We start from the raw sequence: 19,287 nt of genomic DNA on the forward strand, positions 1-19,287 counted from the left end.
ACAAGTTGCTTCGGGACGAAGAGGTCGCCGGTTCGTATCCCGCAACCCCGACAGAGAAGTGCCAGGTCAGCCACCTGCCTCCTGTGGTGCGCGGAAGCCGCCGATGCGGGGTTCGAGTAGTTCGGCCAGTCGTAGGGGGGTGCGGTCCTCGTGCATGGGGCCGATGAGTTGCACTCCCACCGGGAGGCCCTCGGGTGACCGGCTCGCGGGTACGGCGGTGGCGGGTAGGCCGGGCATCGTGGCCAGGCCGGCCCAGACGAGCTGGTCGAAGTACGGATGGTCGGCGCCGTCGATGTCGATCCGGCGCTTCATCAGGTCGGGCGTGTGGTCGTGCGGGAAGGCGGGAGTGGGCGTGATGGGGCACACCACGGCGTCGAACTCGGTGAAGAACTGCCGCCAGCCGTGGCGGTGGAGCTCGCGGGAGTTGTTCAGCCCGATGAAGTCGCGGTGGCTGAGCACCATGCCGCGCAGCCGCGCCGCGTCGAGGCTTTCGTCGTCCGGGCTCAGTCCGGCGGCGCGGGCCTGCAGCTGCTCGTACGTCTCGATGGGGAAGCGGGCGACGGAGCCCGAGAAGAGGAACTTCGTGTAGAGCACGGCGGCCTCGGCCAAGTCGGGCAGCAGCGGGCTGTACCGCTCGACGCGGGCGCCGCCGTCGGCCAGCGCGTCGGCCACCCGGTGCACGCCCGCCCGTACGGCGGATCCGGTCGGGACGAGCGGGTGCTCGTCGAGGACCAGGACGCGGAAGTCGCGGAGCCGTTCGTGGCGCGCGGGCGGCAGTGTCAGGTGGTACGCCCTACCGTGCGTCAGCGGGTCGGGGCCGGCCATGACGTCGAGCAGGAGCGTGAGGTCGCGCGCGGTGCGAGCCATCGGGCCGACGACGGCGAAGTCCTGTTCCACCGGCAGGGCCGGCCCGGGCGGCACGACCATGCCGCGGCTCGCCGCAAGGCCGAGGGTCGGCTTGTGCGCGTAGATGCCGCAGAAGTGCGCGGGGGTGCGCAGGGAACCGGCGAGGTCGGAGCCGATGGAGAGGGCGCCGAAACCGGACGCCAGGGCCGCCGCCGAGCCGCCGGAGGATCCGCCCGACGTACGGCGGTGGTCCCACGGGTTGTTGGTGGTGCCGTAGATGTCGTTGAAGGTCTGCACGTCCTGCAGTCCCAGGGGGACGTTGGTCTTGCCGAGCACCACCGCGCCCGCGGCCCTGAGCCGCGACACCTGCACCGCGTCCTCGGCCGGCACGAAGTCCCGGTACGGCGGCATTCCCCAGGTCGTGGGGAGGCCCGCGATGTCGTACGACTCCTTGACGGTCACCGGGATGCCCAGCAGCGGCCGTTCCTCACCGCGGGCACGCGCCCGGTCGGCGCCGCGTGCGGCGGCCCGTGCGCGGTCGAAGTCCGGCACGCAGATCGCGTTGATCGCATCGTCGTGCCGTTCGATACGGGCGATCGCCTCGTCGGTCAGCTCCTCCGAGGTCACTTCACCGGCACGCAGAGCAGCCGCTTGTTGTCCGGCCGTCGGGAGATTCCAGTCCATGAATGCGACCGTATGGGCCGGTGGAGGAGGGCACGAAATGCCGGTGCGCACAATGGGGTTGGTGTCTCCGCCCCTGGTCAGTGGCGGGTTGGCGCTGGAGAGCAACCTTCGCGAGCCTGGGTGCGGGCGGTGGGTGGGAGTGCGCGGGGACACCGTGGGCTCCTTGCCCCCGCTCGGGGGAGTGGGGGCAAGGAGCGTGCTCGGGGCTAGGTCTGCGTCGGCGTCGACGTCGGTCGCGGGTGGGCCGGTGGGGTGCCGGGCTCCTGGGGGTGCAGGAGTCGGGCCAGCAGGTCGTCCAGTGTGACCATGCCGGTGAGCCGTCCGTTGTCGTCGCGTACGACGGCCAGGGTGGACCGGCGCTGGCGCAGTTGCTCGATGGCGTGGCTCACGGTGTCCCGTGCGGCCAGCTCCGGGACCGGGCGGGCGAGGTCCCGCGCGGTGGCGGTGCGGCCGCGGCCGCGGGCGATCAGGACGTCGCGTGCGTGCAGGGAGCCGACGACCCGCGCTCCGTCGCGTACCAGCAGCCGGCTCCGGTCGTGCTCGGCCGCGGTGGCGAGGACGGTGTCGAGGCCGGCCCCGGCCGGCACGGAGGTGATGTCGGCTTCCGGGATCTGGAGGTCGCCCACCGGGGTCTGGGGTTCGGTGAGCGAGTTGGTGATCAGTTCGGAGTCGTCCTTGCTGATCAGGCCGAGCCGCTCGGACTCCTCCACGAGGTGGGTGAGCTGTTCGCGGTTGTGGACCGAGGCCAGCTCGTCGCGCGGGGTGACGCGGCACAGCCGTACCAGGCCGTTGCTCACCTTGTTGAGTACGAGGATCAGCGGACGGACCAGCTTGACCAGGCCGCGGAAGGGCGGGGAGAGCAGCATGGCGGAGCGTTCGGGGTGAGCGATGGCCCATGACTTGGGGGCCATCTCGCCGACCACCATGTGCAGGAACACCACCACGATCATGGCCACGGCGAACGCGATGCCGTAGCTGACGGCGCTGGGCAGGCCGAGCCGGTGCAGCAGCGGGTCGAGTTCGTGCGAGATCGCGGGCTTGGACACCGAGCCCAGGCCCAGGGTGCACACGGTGATGCCGAGTTGGGCGCCGGCCAGCATCAGTGACAGTTCGCGCATGCCGGCCAGCGCGGCGCCCGCTCCGCGCCGGCCTTCGGCCGCGGCCTTCTCCATGCGGTGCCGTTTGGCGGCGACCAACGCGAACTCGGCGGCGACGAAGAACCCGCTGCCGATCAGCAGCAGCACGGTGACGAAGAGTGCCAGCGGGAAGCTCATGCCAGGTCCTCCTCACCGGCCGTGACGGCGGTGGTGCCGGGCGCGGGCACCCGTTCCAGGCGGACGCGCTCGGGTACGTGCCGGTCGAGGGTCCGTACGTCGATCGCGACGCCGCCCCCGTCGGACAGCGTGACCGTGAGCCGGTCCCCGACGGTCGGGAAGCGGCCGAGCCGGTCGACGATCAGGCCGGCCACGGTGTCGTAGTCCTCCTCCTCGGGCAGCTCGATGCCGGTGGCCTCGGCCACCTCGTCCAGCCGGCGGCCGGCGTCCACCAGCCAGCCCCGCCCGTCCGGGAGCGCCACCTCGGTGACGGTGTCCGACTCGTCGGCGATGTCGCCGACCAGTTCCTCGGCGATGTCCTCGTAGGTGACGAGGCCGGCCACGCCGCCGTGCTCGTCGAGGACCACGGCGAACTCGTCGCCGCAGGTCCGCATCTGCTCGACCGCGTCGGGCAGGGGCAGGGTGTCGGGCAGCAGCAGCGGGCGCCGGGCCAGCGCGCCCGCGGTCGTCATGGTCATGCGGTCGGCGGGCAGCCGCATCAGCTCCCGTACGCCGAGGACACCGGTGATGTCGTCGGGGTGGTCGCCGAGGACCGGGTAGTTGGAGTGGCCGTGCTCGCCGATGAGGTCGATCGCCTCGGCGGCGGTGGCGTCCTTGCGGACGAAGACGGAGTCCGCGCGGGGGACCATCACCTCGTCCAGCGTGCGGTCGGAGAACTCCAGGGCGTGGTCGAGCAGCTCCGCGGTGCCCTTGGGCAGCTGGCCCTGTTCGTGGGACTCGCCGATCAGGTGGCCCAGCTCCTCCAGCGTGGCGCCGTGGTGCAGCTCCTCGACCGGCTCGATGCCGGCCTTGTGCAGCAGCCTGTTCGCCGCCCCGTCGAAGACGCGCACGACGGGGCCGACGATCTTCAGGTACGCCAGCGTGGACCCGGACAGCGACTTCGCCAGCCGCTCGGGGACGGCCAGGGCGAGGTTCTTCGGGGCCAGCTCGCCCAGCACCATCTGCACGAGCGTGGCGCCCACGAAGGCGAGCACGACGGAGATGCCGCTGACGGCGGCGTCGGGGACACCGAGGCCGGACAGTACGGGCTTCAGCAGCGCGGACACCGACGGCTCCGCGATGAAGCCGACGACCAGGCCGGTCACCGTGATGCCGAGCTGGGCGCCGGACAGCATGAAGGACAGCCGCTCCAGCACCTTCAGGGCTCGGGCGGCCCGCCTGTCCCCGGCCTCGGCCTCACGGGCGAGGGCGAGCCGGTCGGCGGAGACGTAGGCGAATTCCTGGGCGACGAAATAGCCGGTCCCGGCGGTCAGGACGAGCACGGCCAGCAGGCCGAGCCAGGCTTCCACGGCACTCATCGAACACCATCCCGCCGCGTGCCGTGCTCAGGGAAGAGCCGGCGGGATGGTCGGGGACTGTGCCCCGAGGGGTCCGTCGATCTGGCGGACAACGGGTGGCTCCTTTTCTGGACGTTTAGGGCGACAACGATTGTGGCCGAAACCGTGTTCCCGCTCGTGCTCGTCGGCGCGCCGTCGCGGCTTGCCGTTGTGGCTTTACCTCACGGGGCGGGCGCGAGGGAACGGGACAATCATCGTGCCTCTACATTCACTGTAGAGGAGTGGCGGGGGGTGTGTCCGGCACCCACCGTCCGGCGGACGCCCGGCGGACGCCCGGCGGACGCCCGGCGGGCCCTCCCTCGGGCGTGGGGTCCGCCGCCCGCGCGACGGTTCGCTTTCGGCCGTTCCCCCGCACACCCCCGCGGAGCGCGCCCTCCACCCCTGCGGCCGCCCTATGCTTCTACGTGCTTGTAGAAGCACGTATCGGAATCACCGCGCACGCTAAGGAGTGGACGCCACGATGGTGTTCAAACGACTGCTCGGATCGCTCGGTGTCGGCGGCCCCACGGTCGACACGGTCCTCGACCCGGGTGCCGCCCGCCCCGGTGGCACCCTGACCGGGCAGGTCCACCTCAAGGGCGGCAACGCCGACTTCGACATCGACCACATCGCCCTGGAGCTGGTGGCCCGGGTCGAGGTCGAGCACGAGGAGGGGGAGAGCGAGGGGGTCGCCGCGTTCGAGCGGTTCACCGTCGGCGGGGGCTTCCGGCTCGCCGAGGGCGAGGAGCGCTCCGTACCGTTCAGCGTGACCCTGCCCTGGGAGACGCCCGTCACCGAGCTGTACGGACAGGACCTGGGCATCGTCCTCGGCGTGCGGACCGAGCTTGCCGTGGCCGGGGCCAAGGACAAGGGCGACCTGGACCGGCTGGCCGTCGCCCCGCTGCCCGTCCAGGAGGCGGTCCTCGAGGCGCTCGGGCAGCTCGGCCACGGCTTCAAGTCCGCGGACCTGGAGTACGGGCGCATCGGCGGCACCGGCCAGCAGCTGCCGTTCTACCAGGAGATCGAGCTGGTCCCGGCCCCGCAGTACGCGCACCTGGTCAACGAGATCGAGCTGACCTTCCTCGCCCACCCCGGCGGCATGGACGTCGTCCTGGAAGCCGACCGGCGCGGTGGCCCGTTCTCCGCCGGCCACGACGCGCTCACCCTCTTCACCGTGGGCCACCACGACGTCCGCGACTGGAACACCGAGGTCGACGGCTGGATCCGCCGGCTGGTCGAGCACCGGGCGTCGTACGGCTCCCCCGCCCCGTACGGGCACGACGGTCACCCGGGGCACGGGCACGGGCACGGCGATCACCACCACGGAGATCACCACCACGGCGATCAGCATCACGACGGCCACCGCTCCGGCCCGGGCATGGGCACCGTCGTCGCCGCGGGCGCGGCCGGGCTCGCGGTCGGGGTCGTCGGCGGCATGGTCGCGGCCGAAGTGGTCGACGAGGTCGGGGACTTCTTCGAAGGGGAGGAAGAGGAGGGCTGACGGGGCGGCCGGCTCACGGGTCGGCCGGCTCACGGGGCAGCGAACGGGCGGGTCGGTGAGCGGGCGGATCGGTGAGCGGGCGGGTCGGCCCGGACGTCGGGGTCCGTTTTCCGTGCGTCATCGGGCTCTCCGGGCCACCCCCTCAACTTCTACATTAGTGTAGAAGTGACTGGGCTCCGGCTGCCGCACCGAGGCGGCCGGAGTCCGCAACCGACCGTATGGAGCTCTCATGGCCCTGTGGGACCGCATCAAGGACTCCGCCACGCAGATGCAGACGCAGCTCGTGGCGAAGCGGAACGACCTCAAGAGCGGCGCCTTCCGCGACGCCGGCATGGCGATGTGCGCGCTGGTCGCGGCAGCCGACGGCACCATCGACCCGCCCGAGCGGCGCCGCGTGGCGCAGCTGATCGCCACCAACGAGGTGTTGCAGAACTTCGACGCCATGGATCTGCAGCGCCGGTTCGAGGACAACCTCGACAAGCTCACGGCCGACTTCGATTTCGGCAAGGTGAGCGTGCTCCAGGAGATCGCCAAGGCGAAGAAGAAGCCCGCCGAGGCGCGGGCCGTCATCCAGATCGGCATCGTGATCGGCGGTGCGGACGGCGACTTCGACGCGACCGAGCAGGCCGTCGTCCGCGAGGCGTGCTTCGCGCTGGGCCTGCCGCCGCACGAGTTCGACCTCTGACGACCGCCCTTCCGGCGCGGAGCGCCCCGCCCCGCAAGGCCCCCGCGAGGCCCCCCGCGAGGCCGTGGGCGGGCGCTCCGGGCTCAGAGGGGGGTGGCCGCGCGCAGGATGAGGACCATCGTCACCGCCGAGTTCGCGGACGACATCGCCGATACGGCCGTCCCCGCGGCCGCGCCCCACGCCGCCAGCCCCACCGCGGTGAACACCGACGGCCAACTGCGCACCGCGGGCGCCGGGCCGAGCAGGGCCGCCACACGGCGCGGCACCGGTCCCGGGGCCGCGAAGCCCGCGAGCGTGGCGGCGGGCGTCCCCCGGGACACCAGGGCCGCCTTGCCGATGGCGCGGGCCACGGTCCGACGGCTGCCGACCGCCTGGGCCGCCTCCTCGTCCGCCCACCGTTCCGCCGTGTACGCCACCGCCGTGCGCAGCGGACGCAGGAACGGGTTGGCGCGCGCGGCCAGCTGGACGGCCAGCAGGAAACGGTGGTGCCGTGCCGCCAGGTGGGCCCGTTCGTGGGCGAACAGGGCGCGCCGCTCGGCGGGTTCGAGGCAGTCCAGCAGGGCGGTGGTCACCACCACGCGGTCCCGGCGTCCTCCGGGCAGCACGTACGCGTACGCGATGTCGTCCGGCAGGACGGCGACCTCGGTGTCCGGCAGCCCGGCCAGCGCCCGGTGGGCCCGGCGCCGCACGCGGCCGTGCCGCCACAGCAGCCGGCCGCACGCCACCACGACCGCGCACAGCGCGGGGATGGCCACCCTGCCGGCGATCTCGTCGTACGGCACCGCCTCGCGCACCTCGGGGTCCGACCAGCCGTCGGGCAGCGGGTTGCCGGGCAGCTGGGCGGTGCCCACCACCATCAGCAGGCCCAGGCACACCGAACTGCACACCGCCATCACCGCGGCGACCCCGGTCAGCAGCCTGGTCGCGGTACGCGGATGGAGCCGCTGCTCGGCCAGGCGCGCGATCGGCCAGGCGCTCAGCGGCAGGACCAGCGGCAGAAAGACGAAGACCCCCATGAGGCTTCAGTCTTCCCCTTCGCCGCGCGGCCGGCCCAGCAGGTCGCGGAGCAGCCGCTCGTCGTCCGGGCCGAGGCTGGTGACGAAGCTGGCCAGCACGGCCTCCCGGTCGTTCTCGGCGTCCAGTACCTTGCGCATCTTGTGCGCGGCCAGTCCCGCCTGGTCGGAGGCGGGCGTCCAGACGAAGGACCGGCCCGCCCGCTCCCGCGTCACCGCTCCCTTGGAGAGCAGCCGGGTCAGGATCGTGATGACGGTCGTGTAGGCGAGGTCGCCGCCGAGGCGCTCCTGCACCCAGCCGACCGTCGCCGGGCCGTCCGCCTCGCACAGCGCCGACAAGACGAGCGCCTCCAGCTCCCCCTGCCCCCGCCGCCGGGGACGCTGCCGGTGATCCGTCACGCCCTGCCTCCTTCCACTGCCCCGCGTTCGCGAACTGTTCATCGTAGGGGTACCTGACCGGCCGCCCGTCGCGCATCATCCGCCATCGCGGTGTCCACGAAATGGTAGGAGGCCCGCTTGCGGGGTCGCGCCGCCGGTCCGCGTCCGCGCGGTCACGTCGGCTTCTCCGGTGGCGCCGCGCATCGGCCCCCTCCGGCCGCCACCGCACGCTTTCGGCCATGCGCGCTCCCGGTCGCCGCCCCTTCGGCGAAAGCACCCCCTCCCCAGTCTCTACAGTCCTGTAGATTTCATCTCCGGGCCCGACATCCTCATCCGACGCGTGAAGCGTGAAGCATGAAAGAAGGAGCACCCCGTGGGAGTTTCCCTGTCCAAGGGCGGCAACGTCTCACTCAGCAAGGAGGCGCCGGGACTGACCGCCGTCCTGGTCGGACTGGGCTGGGACGTGCGCACGACCACCGGCACCGACTACGACCTCGACGCCTCGGCCCTCCTGCTGGACGCCACCGGCAGGGTGCCGTCGGACCGGCACTTCGTCTTCTACAACAACCTCACCAGCCCGGACGGTTCGGTGGAGCACACCGGCGACAACCTCACCGGTGAGGGCGAGGGCGACGACGAGGCGGTGAAGGTGAACCTCGTCGCCGTGCCCGCCGAGGTCGACCGGATCGTGTTCCCCGTGTCGATCCACGACGCCGAGAACCGCGGCCAGTCCTTCGGCCAGGTCCGCAACGCCTTCATCCGCGTCGTCAACCAGGCCGACGGCGTCGAGATCGCCCGCTACGACCTGTCCGAGGACGCCTCCACCGAGACGGCGATGGTCTTCGGCGAGCTGTACCGCAACGGTGCCGAGTGGAAGTTCCGCGCGGTGGGCCAGGGTTACGCGTCCGGTCTGGCCGGCATCGCCTCCGACTTCGGCGTCGGCGTCTGACACCGGACGACGGCGCAGGCCCCACCCCCTCATCAGGAGAACCAGTGTCCGACCCGCTCCGCCTCCGCCCCGAGGACCGGGGGGATTACGAGGCAGTGCTCGACCGGGCCCTGCGCACCCCGGACATCCGCAACGCCGTGGCCGCCGACCCGACCGGCCGGTCGTCCGCGCGCCTGCGCCTCCGGGCGCTCGCGGACGCCGACGAGGTCGCCGCCGCCGCACGGGACGCGTACCGCCAGTACCTCGCCGTGCGGGCGTCCGCCCGTGAGGACGCGCGGGGCGACACGGCCACGGCCGGCAGCGTGCTGCCGGCCGTGGCCGTGCTCACACCGCTCGTGGCGGGCTCGTCGGCCGTGGTCCTGCTGCCGCTCGGGCACGTCCTCCGGTGGACCGGCGTACGGGGGACGCTGCCCGGCTCGCTCATCACCGCCGGCTGGGTGCTGGCGCTCGTCGCCGCGGCGGGCGCCCTCGCCGCCCTCGGCGCCCTGCTGGTCACCGCGCTGCGCGGGAGCGGCCCCGCCGCGCACACCGCGCGCCTGGAGCGGGCACGGGAGGCATGGCAGCGGGCGCTGCTGACCCACGGCATGGTGCCCCACCTCCGCCGGTGCCTCGCCGAGGAGCCGTCGCCGCTCCCCGCGCCGGCCGCTCCCCCGCCCCAGCTGAAAGACACCGTTCCGCAGGCCGATCGGACCCGCCGCGCTCGCGCCCACCCGGCCGGGCCCCAGAGCAGACAGGACTCGCATCTCGCATGTTCGGACTGAGTGAACTCGCCGTCATCCTCATCGTCGTCATCCTGGTGATCGGCGCCAAGAAGCTCCCCGACCTGGCCCGCTCCGCCGGGAAGTCGGCCCGCATCCTCAAGGCCGAGGCCAGGGCCATGAAGGACGAGGACGAGCGGGCGGCGGCGCCGCCCAGGGTCGTCCAGGGGGAGACCGTCACGCGGGACGAGCCGCAGCACCCGGGCTCCCCGCAGCACCCGGGCTCCCCGCAGCCCCCGGGCTCCCCGCAGCACCGGCAGTGAGCCACGGAGCCCGCGCGGCCGTTCCCCGGACAGGGCGGGGGACGGTCGCGCGGCCGTTTCCCGGACAGGGCCAGGGGGACGGTCGCGGGCGCTGCCGGACCGGCCGGCCGGTGGCCGTGCCGCTGCCGGCGTGGTGTGCTGGGGGTGACGGGAAGGACCCGACGCGAGACGCGGGGAAGCGGCCCCGAGCCGCGCACCGCGCAATCCGGATCCGCGAGAAGCGGGTGGAGCCCTTCCCGTCCCCCCTGCCCGGAAGGACGTGCCGTCCGGCCCGTTCCCGCGCCCTCGCCGTGAGCGGCGGGGGCGTACGGGCCGCGCACCGGGCCGTCAGGCGCGGTCGTGCCCGGCCCTGGCGGCTTCGAGGCCGAGGATGACGACGCGCAGGCCGTGTTCGAAGCCCGCGTCCGCGTCCAGGCCGAGGAGGTCGGCGGACACCTGGGCGGTGAGCGGGAAGTGCTCGGCGTCGATGAGGCCGGCCAGCCGGCCGGGGGCGTACGGGTTGTCGTCGCCGTAGGCCGCGTTGCCGTGGGCCTGCTGCTCGATGGTCGAGCCGATCGTGTAGTGCAGGACCGCGGGGATGGAGCGGGCCGCTTCGGTGAGGGGGAAGCCGGCGTCCGTCAGGGTCCGCAGGCCCAGTTCGACGGAGCGGTGCACGGCCGGGTGGTTGACGTAGGTGCCGGCGAGGACGCGAGCGCCGTCGCGGTGGCCGAGCATCGCCTGCCGCAGGTGGCGGGCCCAGTCGGCGATCCAGTGCTGCCAGGCGTCGCCGTCGCGGGGCGGCTCCAGCCGCTCGGACGCCTCGGCGTAGACCAGGGTGGCCATGGCGTCGAGCAGTTCCTGCTTGTTCTTGAGGTGCCAGTAGAGGGTGGGGGCCCGGACGCCGAGTTCCTGCGCGACCAGGCGCATGGTGAGGCCGTCGAGGCCGACGCCGTCCAGCAGGCGCAGCGCCGCACGGGCGATCACCTCGGCATTGATCTTCATAGCGCTCGCGCTCCCTTTCCCGGACCGCTTGACACTCTAACAGCGTTAGGGGAAGTCTCTAACAGCGTTCGGGTCTCTAACGCCGTTAGAGGCGAGGGGCCCGGTGGGATGTCGTACGGGAGAGAGGCACGCGCAGATGAGCGGCATGAGGACGGACACGGACGTGGTGATCACGGGCGCGGGCCCCACGGGGCTCATGCTCGCCTGCGAATTACGGCTGGCCGGGGTCGACGTGGTGGTGGTCGACCGGCTCGCCGGGCGGACCGGCGAGTCACGGGCCGGCGGGATGCACGCGCGGACCCTGGAGGTGCTCGACCAGCGGGGCGTCCTGGACCGCTTCCTGGCGGCGGGCGTACCGCGTTCGATCGGCCACTTCTCGGGGCTGTGGCTGGACTTCGGGCGGTTCGACACCCGGTACACCCGGAGCCTGATGCTGCTCCAGTCCCGCATCGAGCGGCTGCTGGAGGAGTGGGCCGGAGAACTCGGCGTCCGGGTGCGCCGGTCGTCGGAGGTGACCGCCCTGCGCCAGGACGGCGACGGCGTCGAGGTCGCACTGGGCGGGCCCGGGGCCGTCCCCTCGGCACTGCGCGCCCGCTACCTCGTGGGCTGCGACGGCGGACGCAGTACGGTGCGCAGGCTCGCCGGCATCGGCTTCCCCGGCACGGAGGCCACCCTGACCGCGCTGCTCGGTGACGTCGAACTCGCCGACCCGCCGGCCGAGCCGGTGTTCATGCGGCGGCGAGCCGGGGGCGACTTCTCGGTGCTCGGCTTCGAGCCGGGCTGGTACCGGGTGATCACCACGGAGCACGGCCGTGTCGCCCCCGCGGGTTCCCCCGCGACGCTCGAGGAACTGAGGGAGTCACTGCTCAGGATCGCGGGCACCGACTTCGGGATGCACAGCCCACGCTGGGTGTCCCGGTTCGGTGACGCGGCACGGCAGGCGGAGCGGTACCGGGAGGGCAGGGTGCTGCTGGCGGGCGACGCCGCCCACATCCACTTCCCGTCCGGCGGCCAGGGCCTGAACCTGGGGGTGCAGGACGCGGTCAACCTCGGCTGGAAACTCGCGTCGGTGGTGCACGGCCGGGCGCCGGACACCCTGCTGGACAGCTACCACGCCGAGCGGTACCCCGTCGCGGAACGGGTGCTGCACAACACCCGGGCGCAGTCGGCGCTGAGCCGCCCCGGCCCGCAGACCGACGCGCTGCGCGACGTGCTCCGCTCCCTCATCGGGTACGACGACGTCAACCGGCACCTGGGCGGCATGATCACCGCGCTGGACGTCGGGTACGACCTGGGCGGCGGCCATCCGCTGACCGGCCTCCGCGTCCCCGACGCCGATCTGGAGACCGCCGACGGCCCCGCGCGCGTCTTCGGCCTGCTGCACGCCGCCCGCCCGGTCCTGCTCGACCTGCGCGGTGGCGGGGAGACGGCGGCCGCCGCGGCGGGCTGGGCCGATCGCGTCGACGTCGTGGAGGCGACGTCCGTGGCCGGTCACTGGCCCGTCTGGCCCGACGGCGGGACCCCCGCCCCGGACGCGCTCCTCATCCGCCCGGACGGCCATGTCGCCTGGGCCGCGTCCCCCGGGGCCGGCGGCCTCGACACCGGCGCCCTGCGCACCGCCCTCACGACCTGGTGCGGGCCGGCCACGGCGAAGGAGTGACCGGGGCCGCCGCGCATCCCACGACCTGCTGCCACCCGCGGCACGGCGACCGCGACGGCGACCGCGACACGGCGGACACGGCACGGCGGTGGCGGTACGGCGGTGGCGGTACGGCCTTCAGACTCGGCCCAGCTCGGCCGCGCCGAAGGACACGTCGAAGCGGTCGCACCAGATGCTCACGCTGCTGAAGGCGGACGGGTCGACGTCGGCGGGCACGGTGTAGTTCTGGCTGCCCTTGTTGCCCTTGAGCTTGCCGAGGCTGACGTACGCGCCGTCGTCGAAGACGTGCCAGCCGGCCCGTCCTTCCCTCACCGGCGCGTCGGTCAGCCAGACACGCAGGTCGGGGCCGTTGCTGGTGTCGAGGTTCTCCAGGCGTACGACATGGGAGCCGTCGGGCAGCCGGACCAGCTTCACCGTGCCGGAGGTGGAGTGCTCGTGGCTGATCAGCGCGCCGCCGGCCAGCGTCCGCGGATCCCGCGCGGGGGTCCGGGCCGGGTCCGGCGAGGCGTCCGGGGCCGGGTCCGCGGCGGACGCCGCGGCCGTCGGCAGGGCCTCACGCACGGTCTCGTCCTGCCACAGCTTCCACGGCTGGAACCAGTACAACCCGAATCCCGCGACGGCCACGGCCACCACCAGCACCCCGATGACCAGCGGCCTGCCCAGCGACGTCCGCACGCTTCTCCACCCCGCCTCACTCGTCGTCACCGCCCATTCAACGCGGCGGGCCGCCGCCGTGGGCCGCCGGAGGGATGACGAAACCCTTACGTCGTCGCGTCACGGGTCGCCCGGGGGACGAGTCCCCGCGCGCGCTTCCGGGGCCGTCGGCCGCAGTGCGCGCAGGATGCGGGTCAGGTCGGTCGGGGCGGCGGCGAGGCGGACCGGGGTGCCCGCGTCGTCCAGTTCGGCTATGTGCCAGGTGCGCGGGATCGTGTCGGGATCGCCGCCGCCTGCGCGTCGTGTCCGCTCGAGGGTGAGGCGCGACACCGGGACGGGCCGGGCCGCGAAGCGACCGGGTCCGGAGTGCGGGACCACCGCGGGCGGACCGTCGTCGCCCAGGACGATGTGGGTGCCGAAGTGGCGGGGGTTGTAGTCGGTGGCTTCCAGGAAGCGGGCCGGAAGGAAGACCTCGTCACCCGTCCTCTCCGTGGGGAGGGGTTCGGGCCCGCCCGGCGGGCGGAACCGGGTGGCGCGCCATGCCCAGGTCAGCAGGGCGATGGTGACGAGGGTTCCGGCCGCCGCCCACGCCGTCGTCACGGGGGAAGCGAACGGTGCTGTGGGATGCAGGAAGCACAGAGGAAGGAGCCACAGCGCCGTGAGGACCAGCGCCACCGCGAAGGGCAGGGCCGACGGCAGGACCTCGCCGTCGGGGCGCCGGCGACCGCGCAGCCGGATCAGTATCCGGGCGGCCGGGTAGCCCGCCCCCAGGGTCAGACCGGCCGCGACCATCACCACGTCTCCGGCGCCGGGGGTGTGGTCGCGCCACACATGGCGGTCCCCGGCGATCGTCTTCACCTCACCGCGCCAGAAGGTGAGCCGGACCCGGTCACCGGAGCGGAACTCCAGGGCCGCCTCCTCGGACACCGCCAGCCGCTCCAGCGGGCGGGCGTCGGTGAAGTACAGCCGGCTGGTCTTCTTGGGACGGCGGGGATCGGTGCGTTCGATCACGGCCGGTACGGTGCTCAGGCAGTCCCCGTGGTCCGCCCACGACGTCCCGGCCGCGCAGGGGGCCGCCGACTCCCACTCCCTCTCGTACGCCCCCACCTGCGGAACCATCCGCAGGGCCAGGCCCGCGCCCGCCAGCAACAGCACGCACAGGGCGAGTGAGCCGGTCCAGCCGCTCCCGGTGGTGCGGTGCGAGATGACGGTGAGGCGGGCCGGCTCCGCCGTCGTCCCCGCGGCACCGTGACGGCGGTGCAGCTCGCGCAGTGCGCTCAGCGTCGCGTCGAACTCCTCGGTGCGGGGGGTCCAGGTCCGCGGCAGCGGCAGGACCCATCCGCGTCCGTCACGGAGCAGCGCACTGACCCGGCGGCTCTCCTCACCGCGGGCCGTGTTCGCGTACTTCACCCGGAGGCGCAGATCCGCGACCTCGCTCCAGGGCACGCTGCGGCGGCGGAGCAGGGTGCGGGAGTGCAGGCCGTGGGCGTCGGCGCGGACCCGGGCGGTGACCCTGTGCAGTGCGGCGAAGCCCGCCAGGGCGAACAGCAGGCCTAGGGCCGGCCACGCGGCCGTACTCGTGCGCACCCCGAGCACCACCGCGGCCGCCGCCCCGGCCGCCCCGAGTCCGGCGAAGCACCACAGGGTTCTCGTCCATCGCGGACGGCAGGTCACTTCCCTGGCATCGATCACGGGAGAAGTCTGCCGACCCGTGCTGCCGGTGCGCTTGTGCACGGTGCGGCAACGTTGTGGCCGGTTACGTTGCCGACCGCCCTCACGTCTGGTGGGGTGGTTCGGGGCACTGCGGCTCGGGAAGGATCACGACATGATCATTTTTGGTACCAAGGGGTATCTGTACCAGCTCGCGATACTGACGCTGGTGTGCGCGCAATGCGGCAATCCCGCCGCGCACACGCTCAGGAAGCGGGTCACCAAGTTCACGCTGTTCTTCGTGCCGCTGTTCCCGGTCTCGACGAAGTACGCGACGCAGTGCACGTTCTGCGGCGCGGAGCACAAGGTGACCGGGGAGCAGGCCGAGCAGCTCCAGGCGCAGGCCGTCGGCGGGCCGGGCGGCGGCCAGGGGTACGGACAGCACCCCCAGCAGCAGCCCTACCAGCAGGGCTAGCCGTACGGGTCGGACGGGGGCGGGACCGGTTCGGCGGCCGTGACGTCGAAGTACGGGACCGGGCCGTCGTTGACGGGGTCCCTGGTGCGGCGCGGGGTGTAGGTGCCGGTGACCTCCAGCCAGGTGTCCGGCCGCAGGACCGGCGGGATCGCACCGGTCAGGGCGATCTTGACCGGCTGGGCGTCCGCGGCACAGCAGTTGAGGGTCATGCGGACCAGGTGGGGGGCGTCGGCGCGGTCCAGGGCCACGAAGCCGGTGATGCTGATGGGGCGGCCGCTCAGGTGGCGGCCGTCGTCGTAGACCGCGCGGGCCGCGTACTCCTCCACCCCCAGGCGCAGGGGGCCCCGCGCGGGGAGGTCAGGGAAGCCGAAGGGCTTCTGCAGGGCCGTACCGGTGTGGGTGGCGCTGTAGGAACCGAGGGCCGGCGGGGCCACCAGGATCAGCGCGAAGAGGGGAAGCGTCAGGAGCCACGAGATACGGGGCTCCCGGTGCGGCTCCGCGTCCTCCTCCCGGCGCCCGCGCCACTCGTACCGGAGCGTCGCCGCCGCCGTCGCGACCAGCACCGCGCCCGACAGCAGGAGCAGCGGGCGCAGGCCCGCCTTGACGTAGCGCAGGTGGAGGTCGGTCAGGCCGGCGTGCAGCACGGCCGCGCCGAGCAGGAACAGCAGCGCCGCCTGGGCCTGGCGGTTCAGGCGCACGCCCGGCACGCGGCCGGGGTGCGCGCCGGGGTCCGGGCGCCGGGTGGGCCTCACAGCAGTACCGCTCCCGTCACGGCCGAGACCGCCACCGCCAGGGCGAGGGTCACGGGGGCGAAGCGCAGGGCGAAGGCACGGCCGAACGTGCCCGCCTGCATGGCGAACAGCTTCAGGTCGACCATGGGTCCCACGACCAGGAAGGTGAGCCGGGCCGTCAGCGAGAACTGGGTCAGCGACGCCGCGACGAACGCGTCCGCCTCCGAGCAGATCGACAGCAGGACGGCCAGGGCGGCGAGCGCCAGCACCGACAGCACCGGGCTGTCCGCCGCCGCGCGCAGCCACTCCGCCGGGACCACCGCCTTCAGCGTCGCCGCCGCCATCGCGCCGACCACGAGGAAACCGCCCGCGTGGACCACGTCGTGCCGCACCGAGCCCCAGAACGCCGCGCCCCCGCTCCGTCCTTCGTAGGAGGCACGGGCCGGTGGGCGCAGCCAGTCCGTGCGGCCGAGGCGCTGCCACAGCCAGCCCATCGCGCAGGCCACCAGCAGGCTCGCGACGAAACGGGCGAGGACCATCCGGGGCTCGTCGGGGAAGGCGACCGCCGTCGCGGTCAGCACGATCGGGTTGACGGCGGGGGCGGACAGCAGGAACGTCAGGGCCGCCGCCGGGGCCACTCCCCTGCGCACCAGCGCGCCCGCCACCGGGACGGACGCGCACTCGCAGCCGGGGAGCACCGCGCCCGCCGCACCCGCGACCGGTACGGCCAGCCCCGTACGGTCCGGCAGGGCGCGGGCGAAGAACGACGGCGGGACGAACACGGCGATCGCCGCCGACAGCAGGACGCCGAGCACCAGGAAGGGCAGGGCCTGGAGGACCACCGCGACGAACACCGTCATCCAGCTCTGCGTCACCGGGGCGGCCAGGGCGCGGCGGACGGGGTCCTGGAACATCACGGCCGTGAGCAGGACCAGGGTGAGCAGGAGCGGGGAGGTGAGGTGGCGGGACTCCTCGGGGGGCGCCGCCCCGCCGTCGCCCTCGCGGTGCGGACCGGTTCCGCGCGGGGGCGTACTGGTGAGTGCCACGGGCCGGGTGCACCTCCAAGAGCGCGCGAGGGAGCGGGGTCGGTCACACCCCGTCCTCTTGTTACGGAAGGCGGGGCGCGGCCGTTCAGGCGCGGCCGGACCGGCCTGGAACCACCCGCCACGATGAGGCAGTCTCTACCCCTGTGGTGAGCCTCCTTCCCAACCCGGCCCTGCCCGACGACCCGTCCACGCAGATGGTGGTGTGCGGCGACGACGGGCTGGCGCACCGGCTCGCCGCCGAACTCCGGGGCGTGTACCGCGAGCAGGTCACCCTCGTCGTACGGCCGGCCGGGGGCCGGGTGCGGCAGCCGATGGTCGGGCGGGCCCGGGCGGCCTCCGCGGCCCTGCTGGACCGTGTCGTGACCGCCGTCAACCGGGGCAACGGCGGTGCCGACGGGACCGCCGTCGCCGGCGCACGGGTGGTGGAGGCCGCCGAACCGACGGAGGCCGTGCTCGCCGAGGTCGGTGTCGACCGGGCCGACGCGCTGGCGCTGGTGTACGACGACGACGAGACCAACATCCGCGCCGCCCTGACCGCCCGCCGGCTCAACCCCCGGCTGCGGCTCGTGCTCCGCCTCTACAACCGGCGGCTGGGGCAGCACATCGAGGAACTGCTCGACCAGGCCGCCGAGTTGGCCGGGGGCACGGCGGCCTCGCGCGGAGACGCCGAGGCCGACATCGCCACGACCGTGCTGTCCGACGCCGACACCACCGCGCCCGCGCTGGTCGCCACCGCGCTCGTCGGCACGAGCAAGGTCGTCGACGCGGAGGGGCTGCTGCTGCGGGCGGTGGAGCGCCGGCCCCCGCGGCCGGGGGAGGTGGCCGACCCGGGACTGTGCACGCTGGCGCTGCTGTCCGCGACGAGCAACGATCCGGCGGGCGCGGAGGGTTCGGAGGACAGCGGCGACCAGGGACCGCAACTGCTTCCCGACGCGGCGGCGGTGGCGGCGGCGACCGGGCGCGGCACGGTGGTGCTGGAGCAGGTGTCGTACTCCGGTACGCCGTTGCCGGCCGGGCGGGGCGGAGTGCCGCCGTTCGGGTCGCTGTTCTCGCGGCGGCTGCGGTGGTCGCTGGCCGGGCTGATCGCGGCCGTGTTCGCCCTCGCGGTGGCGCTGACCCTGGTGACCCGGGACCATCCGCTGCACGCCACGTACGTCACCCTGCTCGACCTGTTCGCGATCAACGAGCCCGCGCACAACGAGTCCACCGGACGGCAGGTGCTGCAACTGCTGTCCGGGCTGGTGGGGTTGCTGCTGCTGCCGGTGCTGCTCGCGGCGGTGCTGGAGGCACTGGGGACGTTCCGCACGGCGTCTGCGCTGCGCAAGCCGCCGCGCGGGCTGGGCGGGCACGTGGTGCTGCTGGGACTGGGCAAGATCGGGACGCGGGTGCTGACGCGGCTGCGGGAGCTGCACATCCCTGTGGTGTGCGTCGAGGCCGATCCCGAGGCGCGGGGGATGGCCACGGCGCGGCGGTTACGGGTGCCGGTGGTGGTCGGGGACGTCACGGCGGAGGGCGTCCTGGAAGCCGCGAAGATCCACCGCGCGGACGCGCTGCTCGCGCTGACCAGCGCGGACACGACCAATCTGGAGGCGGTGCTGTACGCGCGGTCCGTACGGCCCGATCTGCGGGCGGTGCTGCGGCTGTACGACGACGACTTCGCGAAGGCGGTGTACCGGACGCTGCGGACCGCGCACCCCGGTGCGCTGACCCGGAGCCGGAGCGTGTCCCACCTCGCGGCGCCCGCGTTCGCCGGGGCGATGATGGGGCGCCAGATCCTGGGCGCCATACCGGTCGAGCGGCGGGTGCTGCTCTTCGCGGCGGTGTCCGTGGGCGGGCTGACGCAACTGGAGGGCCGCACGGTCGGGGAGGCGTTCCGGCCGGGCGCCTGGCGGGTGCTGGCACTGGACACGGCGCGACGGGCGGACGACGACGGGCCGGTGGGGGAGGTACCGGCAGCGGGGCTGGTGTGGGACCTGCCCGATACGTACGTGCTGCGCGGGGAGGACAGGGTGGTACTGGCAGCCACCCGGCGGGGACTGGCGGAGCTGCTGGGCCGACGCCGCGGAACACGAGCCGCCCGCTGACCAACGGGAGGGACGCGAGCCGCCCTCCGACCGACGCGGGCGCATGGCGGGCACCGGGAGGCGGGGCAGACGCCAGGAGGCGGGGCAGGCGCCGGGAGACGGGGCAGGCGCCGGGAGACGGGGCAGGCGCCGGGAGACGGGGCAGGCGCCGGAAGGCGGGGCAGACGCCAGGGCCCGGTGCGGGCGCCACCGAGAGGCGCGGGCGCCGGGACGCGGCGCAGACACCAAGGCCCGGTGCAACCACCAGGGCGCTGGGCTCAACTCACCGGCGTCCGCGGG

General features: G+C 73.7%; 18 protein-coding genes. 8 read left to right on the top strand and 10 right to left on the bottom strand.

The window, feature by feature from the left end; translation table 11 throughout:
• Positions 1 to 66 precede the first annotated feature (66 nt).
• The 3 genes from FHX78_RS15860 to FHX78_RS15870 all read right to left on the bottom strand — a co-directional run bounded on the left by FHX78_RS15860 (position 67) and on the right by FHX78_RS15870 (position 4,162).
• Entirely contained in the window at positions 67 to 1,530 is a 1,464-nt protein-coding gene (locus tag FHX78_RS15860) for an amidase (protein WP_145868110.1), read from the bottom strand.
• Positions 1,531 to 1,736: 206 nt separating this feature from the next.
• Entirely contained in the window at positions 1,737 to 2,804 is a 1,068-nt protein-coding gene (locus tag FHX78_RS15865; RefSeq protein ID WP_145868111.1) for a hemolysin family protein, read from the bottom strand.
• A complete protein-coding gene (locus FHX78_RS15870) occupies positions 2,801 to 4,162 on the bottom strand; it encodes a hemolysin family protein (RefSeq protein WP_145868112.1) in 1,362 nt (453 codons plus the stop codon). The genes FHX78_RS15865 and FHX78_RS15870 overlap by 4 nt, the downstream gene beginning before the upstream one ends.
• A 499-nt stretch (positions 4,163 to 4,661) precedes the next feature.
• Between FHX78_RS15870 and FHX78_RS15875 the strand changes: the two genes are divergently transcribed.
• Complete coding sequence (locus FHX78_RS15875; RefSeq protein ID WP_167531770.1) at positions 4,662 to 5,681, top strand: sporulation protein; 1,020 nt, start codon at positions 4,662 to 4,664, stop codon at positions 5,679 to 5,681.
• 229 nt (positions 5,682 to 5,910) lie between these two features.
• On the top strand, positions 5,911 to 6,366 hold the full coding sequence (locus FHX78_RS15880; RefSeq protein ID WP_145868114.1) for a tellurite resistance TerB family protein: 456 nt from the start codon (positions 5,911 to 5,913) through the stop codon (positions 6,364 to 6,366).
• Positions 6,367 to 6,449: 83 nt separating this feature from the next.
• Here FHX78_RS15880 and FHX78_RS15885 read toward each other — a convergent pair whose 3' ends face one another.
• Together FHX78_RS15885 and FHX78_RS15890 are read right to left on the bottom strand one after the other, a co-directional pair.
• Positions 6,450 to 7,382, bottom strand: coding sequence for a M56 family metallopeptidase (locus tag FHX78_RS15885; RefSeq protein WP_145868115.1), 933 nt, complete (start codon positions 7,380 to 7,382; stop codon positions 6,450 to 6,452).
• A gap of 6 nt (positions 7,383 to 7,388) precedes the next feature.
• Positions 7,389 to 7,778 (bottom strand): BlaI/MecI/CopY family transcriptional regulator, encoded by a 390-nt coding sequence (locus FHX78_RS15890; protein WP_167531771.1) that lies wholly within the window; start codon positions 7,776 to 7,778, stop codon positions 7,389 to 7,391.
• Positions 7,779 to 8,130: 352 nt separating this feature from the next.
• On the opposite strand from FHX78_RS15890, the gene FHX78_RS15895 reads away from it, so the two are divergent.
• Genes FHX78_RS15895 through tatA form a run of 3 tightly spaced genes read left to right on the top strand, consistent with a single transcriptional unit; the run spans position 8,131 to position 9,727 of the window.
• Positions 8,131 to 8,706 carry a TerD family protein gene (locus FHX78_RS15895; protein WP_145868117.1) on the top strand — a complete coding sequence of 192 codons (576 nt, stop codon included), beginning with the start codon at positions 8,131 to 8,133 and terminating at the stop codon, positions 8,704 to 8,706.
• A gap of 44 nt (positions 8,707 to 8,750) precedes the next feature.
• Positions 8,751 to 9,467: a hypothetical protein gene (locus tag FHX78_RS15900; RefSeq protein WP_189908561.1), complete on the top strand. Its 717-nt coding sequence runs from the start codon at positions 8,751 to 8,753 to the stop codon at positions 9,465 to 9,467.
• Positions 9,455 to 9,727: a Sec-independent protein translocase subunit TatA gene (gene tatA, locus FHX78_RS15905; protein WP_145868118.1), complete on the top strand. Its 273-nt coding sequence runs from the start codon at positions 9,455 to 9,457 to the stop codon at positions 9,725 to 9,727. Before FHX78_RS15900 ends, tatA begins: the two co-directional genes overlap by 13 nt.
• Positions 9,728 to 10,054: 327 nt before the next feature.
• Here the strand turns inward: tatA and FHX78_RS15910 are convergent, their stop codons facing one another.
• Positions 10,055 to 10,708 carry a TetR/AcrR family transcriptional regulator C-terminal domain-containing protein gene (locus tag FHX78_RS15910; RefSeq protein ID WP_145868119.1) on the bottom strand — a complete coding sequence of 218 codons (654 nt, stop codon included), beginning with the start codon at positions 10,706 to 10,708 and terminating at the stop codon, positions 10,055 to 10,057.
• Between the two features lie 145 nt (positions 10,709 to 10,853).
• On the opposite strand from FHX78_RS15910, the gene FHX78_RS15915 reads away from it, so the two are divergent.
• Entirely contained in the window at positions 10,854 to 12,368 is a 1,515-nt protein-coding gene (locus FHX78_RS15915) for an FAD-dependent monooxygenase (protein ID WP_145868120.1), read from the top strand.
• Between the two features lie 117 nt (positions 12,369 to 12,485).
• Here FHX78_RS15915 and FHX78_RS15920 read toward each other — a convergent pair whose 3' ends face one another.
• Positions 12,486 to 13,043, bottom strand: a complete 558-nt coding sequence (locus tag FHX78_RS15920) for a DM13 domain-containing protein (RefSeq protein WP_145868121.1) — start codon at positions 13,041 to 13,043, stop codon at positions 12,486 to 12,488.
• A gap of 99 nt (positions 13,044 to 13,142) precedes the next feature.
• Positions 13,143 to 14,714 carry a PH domain-containing protein gene (locus FHX78_RS15925; protein ID WP_145868122.1) on the bottom strand — a complete coding sequence of 524 codons (1,572 nt, stop codon included), beginning with the start codon at positions 14,712 to 14,714 and terminating at the stop codon, positions 13,143 to 13,145.
• Between the two features lie 133 nt (positions 14,715 to 14,847).
• On the opposite strand from FHX78_RS15925, the gene FHX78_RS15930 reads away from it, so the two are divergent.
• Positions 14,848 to 15,147, top strand: a complete 300-nt coding sequence (locus tag FHX78_RS15930; RefSeq protein WP_145868123.1) for a zinc-ribbon domain-containing protein — start codon at positions 14,848 to 14,850, stop codon at positions 15,145 to 15,147.
• Here the strand turns inward: FHX78_RS15930 and FHX78_RS15935 are convergent.
• Positions 15,144 to 15,839 (bottom strand): TIGR03943 family putative permease subunit, encoded by a 696-nt coding sequence (locus tag FHX78_RS15935; RefSeq protein ID WP_145872008.1) that lies wholly within the window; start codon positions 15,837 to 15,839, stop codon positions 15,144 to 15,146. The two genes, FHX78_RS15930 and FHX78_RS15935, sit on opposite strands and share 4 nt — an antisense overlap.
• 56 nt (positions 15,840 to 15,895) lie before the next feature.
• Positions 15,896 to 16,924, bottom strand: a complete 1,029-nt coding sequence (locus FHX78_RS15940; protein ID WP_167531772.1) for a permease — start codon at positions 16,922 to 16,924, stop codon at positions 15,896 to 15,898.
• Between the two features lie 194 nt (positions 16,925 to 17,118).
• On the opposite strand from FHX78_RS15940, the gene FHX78_RS15945 reads away from it, so the two are divergent.
• Complete coding sequence (locus FHX78_RS15945; protein ID WP_145872011.1) at positions 17,119 to 19,008, top strand: NAD-binding protein; 1,890 nt, start codon at positions 17,119 to 17,121, stop codon at positions 19,006 to 19,008.
• Positions 19,009 to 19,287 lie beyond the last annotated feature (279 nt).

It is taken from the genome of Streptomyces capillispiralis (assembly GCF_007829875.1).
GTDB lineage: Bacteria > Actinomycetota > Actinomycetes > Streptomycetales > Streptomycetaceae > Streptomyces > Streptomyces capillispiralis.